12 protein-coding genes are annotated in these 17,786 nt (G+C 42.2%); 3 read left to right on the top strand and 9 right to left on the bottom strand.

Annotation, left to right across the window (positions count from 1 at the left end):
* Nucleotides 1-3 precede the first annotated feature (3 nt).
* From FE394_RS15635 to tpx, 8 genes are all read right to left on the bottom strand, one after another.
* Nucleotides 4-1,215 carry a DotU family type VI secretion system protein gene (locus FE394_RS15635; RefSeq protein WP_419836351.1) on the bottom strand — a complete coding sequence of 404 codons (1,212 nt, stop codon included), beginning with the start codon at nt 1,213-1,215 and terminating at the stop codon, nt 4-6.
* 26 nt (nt 1,216-1,241) lie between these two features.
* Nucleotides 1,242-2,582: a type VI secretion system baseplate subunit TssK gene (tssK, locus tag FE394_RS15630; RefSeq protein ID WP_319927289.1), complete on the bottom strand. Its 1,341-nt coding sequence runs from the start codon at nt 2,580-2,582 to the stop codon at nt 1,242-1,244.
* A gap of 110 nt (nt 2,583-2,692) precedes the next feature.
* Nucleotides 2,693-3,262 (bottom strand): type VI secretion system lipoprotein TssJ, encoded by a 570-nt coding sequence (tssJ, locus tag FE394_RS15625; protein WP_319927288.1) that lies wholly within the window; start codon nt 3,260-3,262, stop codon nt 2,693-2,695.
* Nucleotides 3,263-3,384: 122 nt separating this feature from the next.
* Nucleotides 3,385-3,786, bottom strand: coding sequence for a PAAR-like domain-containing protein (locus FE394_RS15620; protein ID WP_319927287.1), 402 nt, complete (start codon nt 3,784-3,786; stop codon nt 3,385-3,387).
* A gap of 58 nt (nt 3,787-3,844) precedes the next feature.
* The gene (locus FE394_RS15615; protein WP_319927286.1) at nt 3,845-4,462 is read right to left on the bottom strand and encodes a DUF3540 domain-containing protein; all 618 of its coding nucleotides are present in this window, start codon (nt 4,460-4,462) and stop codon (nt 3,845-3,847) included.
* Nucleotides 4,463-4,533: 71 nt separating this feature from the next.
* Nucleotides 4,534-7,125 carry a DUF2169 family type VI secretion system accessory protein gene (locus tag FE394_RS15610; protein WP_319927285.1) on the bottom strand — a complete coding sequence of 864 codons (2,592 nt, stop codon included), beginning with the start codon at nt 7,123-7,125 and terminating at the stop codon, nt 4,534-4,536.
* Nucleotides 7,126-7,429: 304 nt separating this feature from the next.
* A complete protein-coding gene (locus FE394_RS15605; RefSeq protein ID WP_319927284.1) occupies nt 7,430-9,343 on the bottom strand; it encodes a type VI secretion system Vgr family protein in 1,914 nt (637 codons plus the stop codon).
* A 507-nt stretch (nt 9,344-9,850) separates the two neighbouring features.
* On the bottom strand, nt 9,851-10,354 hold the full coding sequence (tpx, locus tag FE394_RS15600) for a thiol peroxidase (protein WP_319927283.1): 504 nt from the start codon (nt 10,352-10,354) through the stop codon (nt 9,851-9,853).
* A 165-nt stretch (nt 10,355-10,519) separates the two neighbouring features.
* Here tpx and FE394_RS15595 point away from each other — a divergent pair, with 165 nt between their 5' ends.
* A complete protein-coding gene (locus FE394_RS15595) occupies nt 10,520-12,136 on the top strand; it encodes a peptide ABC transporter substrate-binding protein (protein ID WP_319927282.1) in 1,617 nt (538 codons plus the stop codon).
* Between the two features lie 36 nt (nt 12,137-12,172).
* Nucleotides 12,173-13,156: a zinc transporter ZntB gene (gene zntB, locus FE394_RS15590; RefSeq protein WP_319927281.1), complete on the top strand. Its 984-nt coding sequence runs from the start codon at nt 12,173-12,175 to the stop codon at nt 13,154-13,156.
* Nucleotides 13,157-13,448: 292 nt separating this feature from the next.
* On the opposite strand, the gene ttcA is transcribed toward zntB, so the two are convergent.
* A complete protein-coding gene (ttcA, locus tag FE394_RS15585) occupies nt 13,449-14,372 on the bottom strand; it encodes a tRNA 2-thiocytidine(32) synthetase TtcA (protein WP_319927280.1) in 924 nt (307 codons plus the stop codon).
* A gap of 866 nt (nt 14,373-15,238) precedes the next feature.
* Here ttcA and FE394_RS15580 point away from each other — a divergent pair.
* On the top strand, nt 15,239-17,786 hold a 2,548-nt coding region (locus tag FE394_RS15580; protein ID WP_319927279.1), incomplete at its 3' end, for an AMP-binding protein.

Raw genomic sequence — 17,786 nt, 5'->3', positions numbered from 1 at the left:
CTCTCAGTTCATCTGATTTACAGGAGAAACTAACAGTGTGATTTCTACCCGTCTGTTTTTAGCCCGATTGTTTGGAGTATCATTTGGTACTATGGGATTACTGGCTCCTCTTCCTTCTGTTCTGATCCATTCTGACTGATCCAAATATCTCTGGAGTTCTCTTTTTACCGATTTGGCTCTGGCTAGTGATAATGAATAGTTGGATGAGAAACTGGGGCTGTTAATAGGGATATTATCGGTATAGCCAACAACCAAAATTTCGCCTTTGATATTATTCATCGCCTCGGCGATATGTCTGATAACATTCAGATACTGGTTTCTAATTTGGGTGGAACCTGTCTTGAATAAACCGTCACCTTTTAGCGTGACAATACTTCGGTCAGCCCAATCCGTCACATCAAGTAACCCGGCTGCAATTTCATCTCTCAGCAAATCTTGCAGATTCAGCGTGGGTGGCACGGAAGGCGATATCCGATCATCGACTGATACATTAGGCAGATTGGTTTGATAAATGCTTGCCAATACCGGGCTGGCTATATCTCCCAATTGCCAATCCAATCCTATATACAGGACACAAACCAAAAAACTTAACACTGCGGTACAAGACCATAGAGGAAAAGGGGGTTGCCAGAGTTTATTTGGTGCAGTGATATTACCTAATGCAGGTGACAGCTCCGGAGGGTAACCGCCACGAACTGAATGGATTAGCTGAAATAAGCGTTGTTTCACGGTTTCTAACTGGGAGCGACCATTATCCATGACGCGGTAACGCCCTTCAAACCCAAGCTGGAGGCAGAAATTCATCAGTTCCAGCAAAAATAAATTTTCTCTGGGGTTTTGTGATAATGTGGCCAGAAGCTGGAAAAATTTTTCACCTCCCCATGTTTCATTATGAAAAGTAACCAATAATCCACTGCCTGACCAGACTCTGTGAACTCCCCAGGGCGTCAGTGCTGCTGCTTCATCCAATGTGGTACACAGACAGTAACGTGCACCGATGATGACTTCATAAGGCAATTTGGCGTGTTGGCACCGGACTTCAAAATTTCGCATCTCATCGATCAACTTTTGTCGTAATCCTGTCGGATCAGGATGTTCTGTCGAGTGGCGGATCCGCGCAATGCTGTTCAGCAGTGGGTTGGCAGCAGCGACTAATGGATTATGACGAGTATCATCAGACGATATGGTGTGCTTCTTTGTATTTTTTTCCTGCATCATATGAACGGTGACCTCTATTTGGTTTATTCGGACTGATTGCGAATAGCCCAAAATTCCATGTTCAAGCCAGGAAACTCACCAGCCAGATGTAACGCAAAACCACCGGATTTCTCCATTTGATTCCATATCTCCCCCTCTTTTTCTAATTCGAAGTAGGTATAACCTGCATGCCAGGGGAGCTGTCTGGGAACTGATGGCATGGTATGGATTGAAATGCCGGGTAACTGTAATTGCACGAGTTCGCGTATACGGCTAATCGGCGCAATTTTCATCTGTGCAGGAAAATGATTCAACAATGTGTCTTTGGCGACATCAGCATAGACGGCCAACACAAAGCTGAAGGCTTTTATCATATTGGCGTTTGGTAAAGTGACCACATTCAGTCCATGAGAATATTCTGTCAGAGGGAGTTGAATCGCATGTTCTTCCAGAATGATTGATAATCCTTGGCGCAATAAGAACATGAGCTGATTAAAACACACCGCCAAATTATTATGATCATAAGTGGGAAGTTTTCTTTCCGGCGTGCGTGTCTTGGAGAAACTGGCTAACTCAGTCGCAAATTGCAGCCACTCACTGAACAAACGTTCTGGATGCAGTGATGACATATGCTGTATATGGTTTACTTGGCCGCTATAACGATTTATCAGCGTCAATAAAAGAAGGTTCATGACTTCTGAATCATTGCGTTGTCCCAGCTGTAACAAGTGTTGGCTGAGTTGTTGGCTGCGTTGTTCCAGTAAACCCTGTAAATTAATGATGAATCCCGTAATCTGTGGATGAGTATGGCAGTTGAGCAGGGGAGGAATAAATTGTGAATCGAGGTGCAATTTATTATCACGGTTTTTATTCACAACACGCACAATACTCAGTGAAGTCCACTCTGGTGTCAGATCTGATTCCAGCATCAACCGCAGACGCATCTGCCCAAACTGCACAATGGCACTGCCGACTGACATGGAGTTAATATCATTGACTTCGGATTCAGTGCTGACAAAGCGCGCCATAGAATCTTCAGTTTCACTGAAAATGATTTCCTCTTTTCCTCCCCGGAATATTGGCAGTGCCAATACAACATTACTTTCTGTCTGATTATCCGGAACTTGTAATGGCACCGGCGCATATGCTTCTGTGAAACTAAATGGTGTTCCATCAGGAAAAATTCCACTGGCGGAGGAAATCATGATCTTACCTTGGTCGAGGAGAGGTTGATTTAACGCCAAAGTTAAAAATCCCCAATAATACGGCGCTTGAGCCATTCCCCAATCCCGGATATAGGATTCCAGATAGTTTTCAGCTTGTTGGAAATGATGAGGGCGTAAAAACATGCCTTCTGTCCAGATAACTTTTTCTGGTCTATTCATTATTATGCAGTCCCTTTTCATGAAGCAGTACGCTGGTTGTAGCTTTCGTTTTTCAAGCTGTAGCTTTGTTGGCTGCGCTCAGCAACTCAAAATCCATTGGGTATACCTTTCTAATTACATTTTTGGGTGGAATTTAAACCATTGGCTGTGACTTTAATGTATATGTTTAATTCGTCTGGCGGTGAGGCCCAAAACGCGTAAAAAGAGGGTTGTTCAGGTATGGGAACGGGCAATGAAATACGCCATCTTTTTCCATTCAGTTGCTTATATTCAGCAAAAATGCCGATGCAGCGGATTTCTGGTGTATTTTTTTCCAATAGAAACCGTTGGTGTTGGAAAGGAAGTAAAAAAAATTGATCGGCATTCACCCATTTATCGCTCAGAACCGCTTGCGCATTACTTTGCAGAGAAAAAAAATCAGCAGACATAAACTCTGTATCCGACTGCAATAAAATAATGTGTATCTTCAGTGGGGCTGCATCATTTACGTTCGTTGTGGCATCGAAAATTAATTTATAGGGCGGTAATTTTTTCTGTTCTGGTGATGAGGAACATCCTGCAAACGCCATCAAAACAAGCGTCATAAAAACAAGCGTCATAAAAACAAGAACTATAAAAATATGAGAATGTAATATTCTTCTTATCGACTTGATGGTTAAACTTAATCTGTTTATTGACATTAACCTTCTGATTCTAATGCTGAAAGACGAGTTCTCATGGACGGTATTTCCTGTATTAGGAATCCATTAGGTATAAAAAAAGGGTATAAAAAAAGGGTATAAAAAAAGGTATAAAAAAGATCTCAACTTCCTGATATATCGACCTTGGTTTGACTTGGATTAGTGCGTGATCCTATGGCATTGGTTGAGTTCTGCATGGTTAAACTTGATAGCCGGGTGGCTGGAGAGCCTTTAATCAGAACGCTATTGGCACCCATGGTGTGATGGGATGGTCCCATGACCGTACCTGACATGAGGCCTAAATTGACGCCGGGGTTATCGCCGGTTGTCATGGGAGTCGTCGTTGTCATGTTATGGGCAGGGCTTCCCATGAAAAGGATCGTGGAAGTACTGGTACTGATAGCATTAGTACCAGAAGCCGTATTGACATAAACGACAGGCACTGGTGGGCCGGGAGGAGCGGGGGTCAGACAGATATCGGGTGTTGCCATATCTGTACCTCCTCCCTGAGTATTGGCGAACATAACTTTTTCCTTATAATCAAAAAATTTCCTTATCATCAAAAAATGATTTGGGTTATTCCTATCCAATATGGATTTGCTCAGCATCTATTTTTGTGATTGCTTTGGCAGAAACAATGGTATTTTGGGCATGTAGCCGCATATAGTTTTCAGCCTGCATATCTAATTGCCCGGCGTGAACTTGCTCTGTTTGTGTTGTATGGCGCAATAGACGATGACTCAATTGTGTTATGGATTGCCAAACGGATTCAAATTGATTACCGACTATCCTAGTGATAGAGACCCAAGCTGACAGCGATTTGCCGCTGTATTGCATTTCGTTGATATGGCAGCTTCCATTGTCGGCTGTGATATTCAATCCATTGCTGTTCAGATTCAAATTGCCTTGAGAATTAATGGTCAAATCACCCAATATATTGATTTCAGCCGGATGTTGTTGTTCTGCCCGTTCTAATATAGCCAATATCCAGAATTGTTCTTCGACCTTGGTAATCAGCACCGTATCCCCTATTTCAGGAGTCAGCAGACAACTGGCGGCTTGTCTGCAATGCCAGCCACGATCCTGGCTTTCGACCATTAAATTGCTGTCCTGAAGAATATGAATGACTTGACCTGAAATCTGTTGTAGTGGTTCTGTAGAAAGGGTGTACGAAGAAAGAGCATAAGGAGATTTCTTCATTGTGATTCTCCAGATTTAAATTCTATGTTGGCGTTGCTGCGTACTCCATGCTTAGGCCGTCATCAGCGTACTCATATCACTTCCTGATCGCGTTTAGGCAACGTTTTGGTACGTTGTATATAGGCCCGCTCAAATAAGGTTGAATGATCAATGATTGACTGAGACATATCGGTGCGGAAAAGATTGGTTTCCCGCAAATCAGTACCATTAAAGCTACATTTCTGCATTAAAGCTCCCATTAGATTGGCATGATTCAACAGTGCATCTCGAAAATCTGTTCTGATGAATGTACTGTTGACAGTATGCAGATACTGCATATCAGCGAATTGACAATTAGCTTCGCTTAAGTCGCTGTTATGAAGTGTAGCGCCATGGAAAGTAGCCTGAATCAGAGGCATCTGGCGTAAATTACATTCTACCAATGTGGCGTAACTGAAATCTGCCTGATTAAGATTACTGTCCATGGTGAACGCACTGGTCAGTAGTTTGGCAGATCGGAACCGGATGGCTTCTGCCTTTGTTTCTACCCATGAACAACTATCAAGTCTGGCGTGATCAAAAATAGCCTTTTCTAGTTCACACTGAATAAAGGAAACTTTATTCAGGTTTGCGTGATTGAATTTAAGCGCAGGCAAGGACATTTCCAGAAAAGTGCAATTTTGCCATTGCGAATGTTGAAAGCGACAATGTGCAATGAATGTTTTTTGCAGGAATAAATCTGTGAATAGAGCATGATTAAATCGGCAATGATCAAATAACGTTTCCTGCATCTGAGTTTCTTTGAAACTGGCAGCGGAAAAATCACTTTCTACACATTTTGCTTGTATCAGACTGGCATTATCCAGATTTACGTTATAGAGAGAGGCATGACATATTTCAGCTCTGGCTAGCATGGCTTCACTGAAATCAGCACCATCCAATTGACTGTTATTAAAACAGGCGCTTTCCAGTAAGGTACGGGTAAAATTGGCACCCCGCAGATCCATGCCGGAAAAATCGACTCCCGTAAAGTCCATATCACTGAAATCACGGTTTTTATGCATGATCCGTTGGGCATGTTTACGAATGATTTGTGATAAATCCCCCATTAAACGCAGAGCAGGGCCTTGTGACAGTACAGAAGCAAGATACATTTTGTGCAGAGATTGTTCCATCTGAGCTAACTTTTGATCGCTAAGCCCCATTTGTTGCTGCTGCTGGTACAGTACATCCCTTATCTGATGGATATTTTGTGGTCCCCTGAGCTGATTTTTCATGGCAGATTGTTCGGTATCAATACCTTGTTCTTTCGCTTTTGCGCAAAGTTCTGCTCTGGTCAGCTCCGCCTCAGCGTATTTTTGAGCCGCATCCTGTTCTATTTTATCCACAAACTCTGGCAGCTCATCGGGTTTAGGATTAACGGACCTCTCAGTATCAGGCGAAAATAACGTATTGATGTCTATTCCATATTTTTCCATGCGCTCACGTTGCTGCTCACGCAGGCGTTTTGTCCGATTTTGTAAATTTTCGCTTAATGGGCTGTGACGCTTATCATTATCAGGCTGTTCGGTATCTACCCATGGGCCAATGATCTCTTCCGGAATCAGATCTTTTTCCCGAAAAGCGTACAATGCCCCTTTTTCCTTATCCAGTCGTTGATTGAGTATCCGGAGATAATGCTGTGCAGTACATTTATCAGAAGACGGCTCATTGCTCAGTTCCATTGCGGAGAGCATTTGCAAAACATCGCTGGCATCATCTTCATTGACATGCGCGCAACCATGCCAAATTAGGATCATTTGTTCTAGATGAGGAAAAAACCACACTGTCGTATTGCGCATTATTATTTCTTCGAAAATCTCTTCATCGACACGCAATCGTCTGATGAAGCAACGTGCCTGCCATGGTGGCAGAGTTCCTTCCTGAACAGGTTTTTCAGGATGCATATTCCAGATGCGCCATGTGGCTTTTTCTGGCAGTTCTTCACATTGTTCCCACCACTGATCGCGAGGCGCCGCATTAAACAGCCTCCAGTCTATATCGCTGGAAAAGCCGGGAAACTCATTTTCCAGCCATTCTTTATCGTATTTTTTCCCGACACGGGTAAAACGGCGTGGCCACGTTAAATCCAGCGGACAAAAGCTGGCAGGATTTGGCGTATCTTGTGGTGATAGCAATTGTCTGTGCAGGGATTCAATATTAGGTAATGAGCGGATCTCTACGCCATTTTCTAATGTTTCCGGAATGAATTCGATACCGTATGGGTTCTCATCATAATTTTTTCCACCGAAAGAGCGGCTCCAATCCAGTCGCATCTGTTCAAATTCTTGGGGCTTTGACGGAGTATCATTAATCCAGTGGCGATCACCGAAAGCAATCAGTGTTTTGTCTAAGCGATCTATCTGAATACGTGCAGAACACGATGTTTTATCTGTCTGGTGATGGGTATAAGCATAACCGGTAGCGAGAAATTCAGCGCGAGATTTGGGCATTGCGAGATCAATGATGCCATTACAGGTTTTCAATTCACGTTCTGCAAGCTGCCAGAGTTCAGGTTCAGGTCGCAGGCGGGGGGATGGACTCATATCAGTTAGAGCCATAATGGATACCCCAAGATAATTCTTTTTCAACCAGCGATAAGGGCGATAAAGCATACTTAAGCGCAGAGGTTTAATGATTTTCATTGAAATTCCCGGATAGTCCAGACCATTTTATGAGAAAACGGTATGTCTTTGTTTATTTTATAAATAAAAATATTATGTAATAAGGATTGAATTTAATTTAATCATTGTTTGGTTTAATCAGAGTTTAATTTGACCATGATAGGGTTAAATAAGGAATATTGACTGAGTGATTCCTCTGAATAAATAGGGGGCTATATAATATAGAAAAATTACTATAGACAAGTTTTTTTCATATATTACAAACTTCTTCTCTTCGACTATTAAGTCATAATGACAGGAATATCATCAACAAATAAAAAACAGATTAACCTAATTGAATAAGCGCTGCTTTTATAGAAATTTTCGCTGTGGTATCTATATCTATAGAAGTATTGGATTTTAAAGTCAGTTGATTTGCTTTTACTTCAGCACTTCCTGTGATGGATTCATTTTTATTACCCGTAATATCAAGTTTGTAATTTCCACTGATACCTTCGGTAAAGTTACCTCCAACATCCAATTTATAAGAACCACTGATTTTTTCTGATTTATCACCAGTGATATCTGCTTTATATCCATCAGAAATAGTATATTTAATGCCGCCACTGGTGACTTCGATTTCCTTGCCATTGGTAACAGTGCTCTTCTGCTTATTTTTGATTTCTGTGGTACTGGCACCTTCAATGGTGATTTCCTGATCATTCTCCACAGAGATTTTCATATCCTTTTCAGCATGTAATTCAAAGGACTCTTTACTTTGGGCATCATCGATAAATAAGTAACTGGCATTATCTTTCCCACCATCCAGACTACGTGACATTATGCCCGTTTTGGTGGCTTCTTTCGGTAATTCCCAAGGAGGCATATTATTTTTGTTAAAATTGCGTCCCACAACAAGAGGTTCGTCAGGATTGCCATTAATAAAACTGACGATCACTTCTTCGCCAACTCTGGGGATTTGTACTGTACCGAATTTAGCGCCGGCCCAATTGCTGGATATTCTTACCCAGCAAGAACTTTTATCGTCTTTCGCATCACTTCTATCCCAGTAAAACCTGAGCTTGATCCGGCCATATTCATCTGTCCATATGGTTTTGCCATTCGCCCCGACTACAATCGCCTGTTCCGTACTGGCGATCGGCCATGGTGTCACACGAGGAGCTCGCCAATTCACTTTGGCTGGAATGGCTGTAAATTCAGTTTTGAGTATTTGTTTAATATCGTCAGACGCATCTTCTTTAATAAATTGAGATAATTCATAAAATTCATACGTTGCGCTGACAATAAGGTATTCATCATTATCTTCATCGCGTAATGCCTTAGATAATTTGAAGGTGTGACCCGGTGCAATGCCTGAGTGTATACTTTTTGCCTTTATATACTGACTCTGTGCAGTAGAAGACTGCTGTAATATTCGGACGTAAAACTGACCTTGCGTATTTTCCGTATAATTTCCCGGCCACTCAAATAATTCTGTTGTGGGTACAGAGGAGTCTGGATTTTGTTGTGTTTCTTTTAGTTGGGCATTTGGCTTAAGGAAGTTATAGTCACTCATTGTATAAAGTTTGGGTGTGATCGAATAACTTACCGTCCAATCAAACAGATAGCACTTGTCTTTATGACTTGGTGGATAATGGTTTGGATAATATTCAATGGATGAACATCCGGGCAGAGCAGAATGGGATTGTGGTGAATCAGCCAGGATAAGCGTATGGTCACTTTCACTATGTTGAAAATAGTAATAAATTCCTTCTCGTTCCATTAGACGACTCAGGAAATCGAAATCAGTTTCTTTGTATTGAGTGCAATACTCTAGTGATTGATATTTTGAATTAAGCTCATTCTTAAACTTTACTTTATGTTTATCCAAAATATCTTTGATAATTTCGGGGGCTGTTTTCTTTTGCCAGATCTTGAAATCTTTGTTTAAAGTTAAGGTAAACAAAGCTGGTTGGACGATGATCTTATATAAATAGAAGTACCCATCATAATAGTCGCAAATTATAGCTTCACGGATCAGTCCATTCAGATAGCGTGATTTTGCTGACATATCTTCCGGATTTTTTATCTCAATACATATCTGCTTGTTTCGTAATGATTTTATATCAAGATCTTTCTTTTCACTGAAAAGTTCCACCTCAAAACTATAAATATTTGATAGCTTCTCTTCTCCTTTTAATGACTTAAAAATTAATGTGTCATCACCCAGAGAAGAGTGAGCAATAATGATTTTTTCCATTAAAAGTTCCTTGTGAAAGCAAAGCTACCGCATGAGCCTTTAGATGAAGGTTCGGTGATGAATCAAAATATCTTATGACTTCAAATTACTACAATTAACCTAATAATATTCATAGGTTATTAATTCATGATGAATATTTCACATGATAAATTATTATTCAACATAATTATAACTTTTTTTCTATTTGGTTCACAAAATAGTACCATTATGAAATATCATATTATGATTGAATGGGAGGTGGTTGAAAAATATGCATCTTAGATGGAGTTATCTGATTTAAAGATATTTTTTATACAACATGGAATGTAAACTTTGACGGGAAATTTGAGAGGTTGCTCTTGGTAGCGGAATAGCTGAGATGTTTTTTGTAGATATATATAAAATAAATTGACAGCAATCAGTTCATTAATCGTTCAACTCATTGCTGTCAAAAAGTAAAGTTTATTATAAAACAATTAGTTTGCTGCGCTGAAACAAAGCACTAATATTATTTTAATAATAAAACAATCATTTTAATGCTGATAAGGCGCTGTCATAATCAGGTTCATTGGTGATTTCATCAACCAACTGACTATAAATAACTTGGTCATTCTCATCCAGAACAACAACAGCACGAGCAGTTAATCCACCCAGTGGGCCTTCATTGATCGCGACGCCATAATTTTCGTGAAACTCACCACCACGAAGAGTCGAAAGGGTCACAACATTAGACAGACCTTCGGAACCGCAGAAACGAGACTGGGCAAAAGGCAAGTCCGCTGAAATACACAGGACGATAGTGTTATCCAGTTCACTGGCGAGTTGATTGAATTTACGGACAGATGTGGCACAAACACCGGTATCAATGCTTGGGAAGATATTAAGCACTTTACGTTTACCTGCGTACTGGCTCAATGTTACATCAGCAAGATCTTTAGCGACCAGTGTGAATGCTTTGGCTTTCTGACCTGCTTGTGGAAAATCTCCGTTGACGGTGATATCGCTACCTTGAAACTTAACTGTTTGTGTCATGGTTTTATCCCTCTAAAAGTAAACTGCGCCGTCAGTTTAAAGGAATAGTGCGATCTTGCCCACAAAAATAGATGTAATATTCATGAAATACTCTATCTCCCTTTAATTAACAATGTCTTATGATTTACTTTTAGGATAATTATTAGATCCATAAGGCAAAAAATTATGCATAAAGTTACGCTGTTTCCTTCCGTATTATTGATGGCTGGATTGTCTTTTTCTGCCTCTGCGGCAAATGTTCCTGCCGGAACTCAGCTAGATTCTCGTCAGGAATTGGTTCGTCAATTGAAAAATGAACCTGCATCGTTAGATCCAATAAAATCTTTCGGTTTGACAGAGGCTCAAGTCTTACGTGATCTATTTGAAGGGCTGGTGAATCAAGACGCCCGTGGTCAGACTAGTCCCGGTGTTGCCACTGATTGGAAGACAACAGATAACAAAACGTGGATATTTACGTTACGTCAGGATGCACACTGGTCTAATGGTGACGGTGTCACGGCTTCTGATTTTGTTTATAGCTGGCAGAGATTGGTCAATCCAGCGAATGCCTCTTCTTTTTCTTGGTTTGCTGCTTTATCAGGCATGCAAAATGCACAGGAAATTATTGATGGAAAGTTACCACCAGAGGCGCTCGGCGTGGAAGCCATCGATCCTTATACATTAAAAGTGACCCTGAATCGTCCTGTGCCTTATTTTCCCAGTATGACAACCAACTTTAGCCTTTATCCGGTTAATAAACAGGGCGTTGAAAAATATGGCAACGATTGGACTCGGGTAGGGCATTTGATTGGTAACGGGGCATTCATGTTAACGGGAAGGGTCGTGAATGAAAAAATTATCCTGACACCAAACCCGCATTATTGGGATAACAAAAATACAGTACTGAAAAAAGTCACTTTCATGCCGATTAACCACGAATCCCATGCAACCAAGCGCTATTTGGCGGATGATCTGGATATTACGGAGTCTTTCCCTAAAAACATGTACCAGAAATTGCGGAGTGATCTTCCGGGGCAAGTCTTCACGCCAGATCAGTTAGGGACATACTATTATGCTTTCAATACGCAACGGGCACCAACGAGTGACATTCGGGTCAGACAAGCACTTGCTATGGCAATAGACAAGAGACTGATTGCGGAAAAAATCGTCGGGACAGGCGAAAAGCCGGCATGGAATTTTACCCCTGATGTAACAGCAGGATTCCAGCCAGAGAAAAGCCGACAGGAAACAGTGAGTCAGCAAGAGTTAGATGAGCAGGCAAAGGTGTTATTGAAAGCTGCTGGATATGGAAGTGAGCATCCGTTGAAAATATCACTGCTTTATAACAGTTTAGAAAATAATCAGCGGATCGCTATTGCGATTAGCTCAGAATGGAAGAAAAAGTTGGGCGTAGAGGTAAAATTAGTCAATCAGGAATGGAAAACCTACGTTGATAACCGCAATACCGGTAATTTTGATGTAGTCAGAGCCTCTTGGACCGGAGATTATAATGAACCATCAAGTTTTCTGTCCCTTCTGACATCTACTCACAGCGGTAATCTCGCGAAATTCCACAGTGCTGATTATGATGCGCTGCTAAAGGCCGCCAGTGATGAAACGGATAATGCAACAAGAAACCGCCTTTACGGTCAGGCTGAAAAAATGATCACGGAACAAGCGCCGATTGTCCCGATTTACCAATATACCAATGGCCGATTAATCAAACCGTGGCTAAAAGGATACCCGATCACCAATCCTGAAGATGTCGCCTATAGTCATACCATGTATATCATCAAGCATTAAATTAAGTACGAGAAATCAGTACGAAAAGGAGTCGATGTGGAAACGATCTATGGCTCGGTGTTTAAAGGCTCAAACGCAATTTACGCTTGTCAATTGAATGGCAAGGGAGGTGTTACGGCATTTGGGGATGATTCACCCGCAACAGCAGAGCAGCCATTTTGGCAACATCTTGATTATAAAGATCAAGATAGCCGTCAATGGATTATAAATACGCCTTTGCTGCCATCTCCTGTAAAAGAAGGATTATTGGGTGAAAGTATTCGTCCGAAAGTGCTGCGCACCGGTGAGGGCACTTTGATTACCCTGAGATCGGTAAACCGCAATGATAATGCGCGGCCTGATCATCTGGTATCGTTCCGCATCTATATTAATGACAGAATAATCATCTCCAGCCGCCATCGGAAAATTCACTCCATCGATCAAGTGGTGGATGATTTACACAATGGCGTCGGGGCAATAAATACAGGGCATTGGCTGGTTGAAATTGCTAGTGCCATTACGGATGAAGTGAATGAGTTTATTGAAGAACTACATGATAATTTGATTGAACTTGAAGACAACATTCTGGAACAGAAAGTGCCGGGGCGAGGGGAACTGGTCTTGCTGCGTAAGCAATTAATTGTCCTGCGTCGTTATATGGCTCCACAACGGGATGTTTTCATTCGTTTAGCCAGTGAGCGACTGCCTTGGATGAGTGATGACGAGCGTCGTTTAATGCAGGAAATTGCAGATCGATTGGGTCGTGGTTTGGATGATCTTGATGGTTGTATTGCCCGGACCGCAGTCCTTGCCGATGAGATTACCTCCATGATGGCAGATGCCATGAATCGCCGCATTTATATGATGTCTCTGCTGACGATGATATTCTTGCCAACGACCTTTTTGACGGGATTATTTGGTGTCAACTTAGGCGGAATACCCGGTAATAAGTATCAATTTGGGTTCGGTTTATTCAGCCTGTTGTTATCTATACTGATGGTCATTTTCTCATGGTGGTTAAGGCGAACCAAATGGTTATGAAAGCTATTGAAACTCATCGGGGTGTTTTGGTGAGTGGATAACTATCTGACTATCTGACTATCTGACTGACTATCCGAATAGTGCCACAGATTTGAGATATATCAATAATCTTATCCCACAATTAAGGCACTATAACTTCCGCAGGTGAATACAACGTTGAGCGATGAACGTTGTGCTCCATAATTGTAGTTTTTCTTATCTTGAGTTTGATACAGAATAATTGACCATTATTATGCCGATGTTAGTTTTAGCATCGGCAATTTTTTATTCCTGTCAGTTGGATGTATGATTTTTAAACGTTTGTAATATCTATAAACATTGATTCATCAATGTGAGTTGCAGACATGTCAGCTAACGAAATGTTGGTTGATGATACTACCGCTTCGCTGAACGCATACTCTTCTCTTTCTCCCTCACGGTGCAATGGCAAATTGACAAAGTCGAAAAGCGTTTTATCGGCTAACTGGCTTGGGCTGACATTTTGGAGAGATTTGAAAATACTTTCTACCCTGCCTGGTGTTTTCTTATCCCAGTCTACCAACATCGCTTTGATCGCCTGCCGCTGTAGGTTTTCTTGGGAACCACACAGATTACAAGGGATGATTGGGAATACTTTATGTTCTGCATACTTGATAAGGTCTGTTTCCCGACAATAGGACAATGGTCTGATGACGACATTACGACCATCGTCAGAACGCAATTTCGGCGGCATTGCTTTCAGACGTGCGCCATGGAACATATTCAGGAACAGTGTTTCAACGATGTCATCCAGATGATGTCCAAGTGCAATTTTTGTTGCACCGATTTTTTCTGCGAAGGAGTAGAGTGTGCCGCGACGCAGCCTTGAACATAATCCACAAGTGGTTTTACCTTCAGGGACTTTCTCTTTAACAACAGAATAGGTGTCTTTATCGACGATATAGTATGGAATATCCAGACTTTCAAAATAGTCAGGCAAAATATGTTCAGGGAAACCGGGTTGTTTCTGATCAAGGTTGACCGCAATCACATCAAATTTGATTGGCGCTACCTTTTGCAGATTCAACAGGATATCCAACATCGCAAATGAATCTTTGCCGCCACTGATACATGCCATTATCACATCATTATCTTCGATCATATTGTAATCAATAATGGCATTACCAACGTTTCTCCTCAGGCGTTTCTGGAGTTTGTTGAATTCAAGTGTCTCTTTTCTGGTATCTTTCTGATTCATTGCGACTTCTCACATTGCCGATTGTATCGACTGTAGATTTTCCATATGGATTCTTTGCAGGAAGTGGATTATACGGATTTTTCTTTTTGTTTGAAATGTATCTGTGCTCAAGCAGTATGCCGATAAAACCCCGATACTTATTCTGATGCTGGCTTACGGCTCATTCCGACATCCACCGTATGTTTTTTTGAACAATACGAGACAGGAAAGGCGACCTCATTTCTTAATGAAATTTGCTTATATTTATCTATGCCCAATAGATTCCAATATGCTGTGCGACGGTAAGAAAACGCATCCCCGGGCGCGTTGATATAGTCATCCCACTATTTAACACATGATCAATCAGAATGCGTTTTATTGTATTAATTGTTATGCAGTCAGTGTTTTTTATTATGGTGAAATTAATTTTCATTCATAATATTTAATATGATTTTTAGTGTGACTTAATATTTATTGGTTGTGTTGTTTAATTATTTTAAAAATAACTTAAAGTGTAATTATTATTAATCTTTGGTGATATTTTTCCCCTGTTAATTTACTAAGATAAAATAATAATAATTGAATTTGTTCATGTGGTGAATAAGAGAGAAAAATAGAATATTTTACTCCAATTTAGCAGGTTGATTATTTACGCTATTGTTAGGGGAATTATTACGGTGTCGTTGTCTTTTTATAACAATTAATCGGGCTATTGCATTAAAAGCCTGATGGAAAGTACTGCCTAAATATCCTGATTAATGTCTGATGCATTAGTCGCATGCTTCTCCAGCCAACTGAACAAAAATAAAAAACATTAGTGAAGGCTCTCAGGATTGACCGTCTTCAAATAACTAACAAATTCGTTGAGGTAATTGATGAAAGGTAACATGGCTACAAAAGGAAATGTTCTTAAAGACGAAGAATTTTCTCAGATATCAAATGAAAAGATAACTAATAATAATGCAGATGACATATTGATTTTACCACGAACGTGTATTGTGGTGGGAGAGACGACCCTCGCAGTGTATTGTGCTGAGCAAATTCTGGCGGCCGGGCATATCATACAGGCCGTGTTATCTACCGATACTGTTCTGCGGACATGGGCTATTCAGCAGGGAATTGTTTGTGTGAATTCGGTTGAGGAATTACAAAAACAAATCATGTTGCATCCTGTCGATTGGCTTTTCTCAATCGTCAATCCCATTATTCTACCTGCGTCATTGATTAAACAGATCCGTAGTGGTGCATTTAATTATCATGACAGTCCATTGCCTCGTTATGCGGGCAGTCATGCCACTTCTTGGGCGTTATTAGCTGAGGAGACACATTACGCTGTTTCCTGGCACTGTATTGAAGACAATGTGGATGCCGGAAATATTGCGGTGCAATGGCCGGTATCGATTGAGGAGCATGATAACGCTTTCTCCTTGAATCTGAAATGTTATCAGGCTGCTCAGGAAGGATTTACTGAACTGTTAAACAATCTGGCTCATCGCACTCTGGTGACTTATCCGCAAGATCTCTCGCAACGGAGTTTTTATGCGCAGTCGCATCGTCCTGATGCGGGTGGGTATTTGTGTTGGGATCAACCTGCGGAAGCTCTGTCGGCGTTGGTACGGGCATTAGATTTTGGGGAGAATTACCCCAATCCATTGGGATGCCCGAAACTGCGACTGGAACAGGGTACGGTACAAATTTCTTGGCTTCAGCGCTTGAATCAGCGTTCTGAAGGGAAACCCGGTACGTTGATTTGTGTGGAGGAGGATGCCTGGCAGGTGACGACCGGCAGTGAAGATGTTCGGATAGGTGGGTTTGCCACCCTTGAAGGTCGGTTACTGTCAGCCAGAGAATTTGCTGAGACATCAGAACTAAAATCAGGTAAACAGTTGCCTCTGCTTTCTCCTCAGCAGGCTCAGAATATAAAAAATACCCTTCAGGCACTTGCACCCAGTGAACCATTTTGGCGTAAGCGTCTTACTGCTTTACAACCCGTACAGTTACCTTTCGAAACCATCAGAAAGTCGGCAGAACCCCGTTGGGCAGTGAGTCCCTGGCAGTCTCCGGTCCCCGAAAGTGATAAAGAAGAACCATGGCGAATGCTACTTCAGGCATTTGTTATCTATCTCGCGCGCCTGACTCAGCAGACGGCATTCCAAATCGGCTGGAGCGTGAGCGCAAACGATAACCTGACCGATCTGTCATCGGTAGTGCCCATGGAGATTGATGTGGCACTTGATAAAACATGGCGTGAGATTGCCGACTCGCTTAATGATGAAGTTGCCCGATTGACACAACACCGTACATTCAGTCGCGATCTCTTTTCCCGTTCTCCTTCACTGCGCGCCATTCCGGCATTAAGAACCCGCCATCCGTGGCCGATAGCTGTCTCGGTGATACAGGATGACAGGATGAGCGAACCAGAAACCTCTGGCGAATTGCTGACACTCCAGATGAATGCGCAGAACAGCTTCCGTTGGATCTATGATGAAAATCGTCTGAGTGAGGACGTGATCCTGCGGATGAGTGAACATTTACAGGGGTTGCTGTTATCAAAAAGAATATTGTTATCAAAAAGAATGTTGTTATCAAAAAAAATAGGTGAAGAAATCCCCGTTGGGCAACTTAATTTTCTGCCTGACGCTGAACGTACATTGCTGCTGGAAACCCGGAATGCAACCGAAACTGTGTATCCTGATCAGTCATGTATTCACCAGTTGTTTGAACAACAGGCGGAGAACACCCCTGATGCGCCAGCATTAGTGTATGAAGGGCAAACGCTCAGTTACGCTGAATTAAATATCCGGGCCAACAGACTGGCTCATCAACTGATTGTGCTGGGGGTAGAACCAGACCAACGGGTGGCGATTTGTGTGTCACGATCACCGGCTATGGTGGTGGGGTTACTGGCGGTATTGAAAGCCGGCGGTGCCTATGTGCCGCTGGACCCCGTCTATTCGAGTGAGCGTTTGGGACTGAGTCTGATGGATGCCGCCCCGGCTATTGTGCTGGCAGATAATATCGGCCGGACAGCACTGGGTGAGCGGGCACTGGCAGGACGAACGGTGCTTGATCCGAATACCCGCGTTGACCAGCCGGACAGCAACCCGCAGATAGCCGGATTAACGTCACGGCATCTGGCCTATGTGATTTACACTTCCGGCTCAACGGGGACGCCGAAAGGCGTGATGGTGGAGCATCGGGGGGTAGTCAATCTGGCTTTGGCGCAAATCACCCGGCTTGATGTCCGGAAAACCAGCCGGATGTTGCAGTTTGCTTCACTGGGCTTTGATGCCAGTGTCTGGGAAATCATGATAACGCTGAGTGGTGGTGCCTGTCTGGTCATCCCTGACGATGAAGTTCGTCAAGACCCCCGTCATCTCTGGCGTTATCTGGAAGAACAGGCCGTGACGCACGTTTGTCTGACCCCGGCCCTGC

Source organism: Xenorhabdus littoralis, assembly GCF_033949345.1.
GTDB classification, from domain to species: Bacteria; Pseudomonadota; Gammaproteobacteria; order Enterobacterales; family Enterobacteriaceae; genus Xenorhabdus; species Xenorhabdus littoralis.
This window is presented reverse-complemented; position numbering and strand designations above follow the sequence as displayed.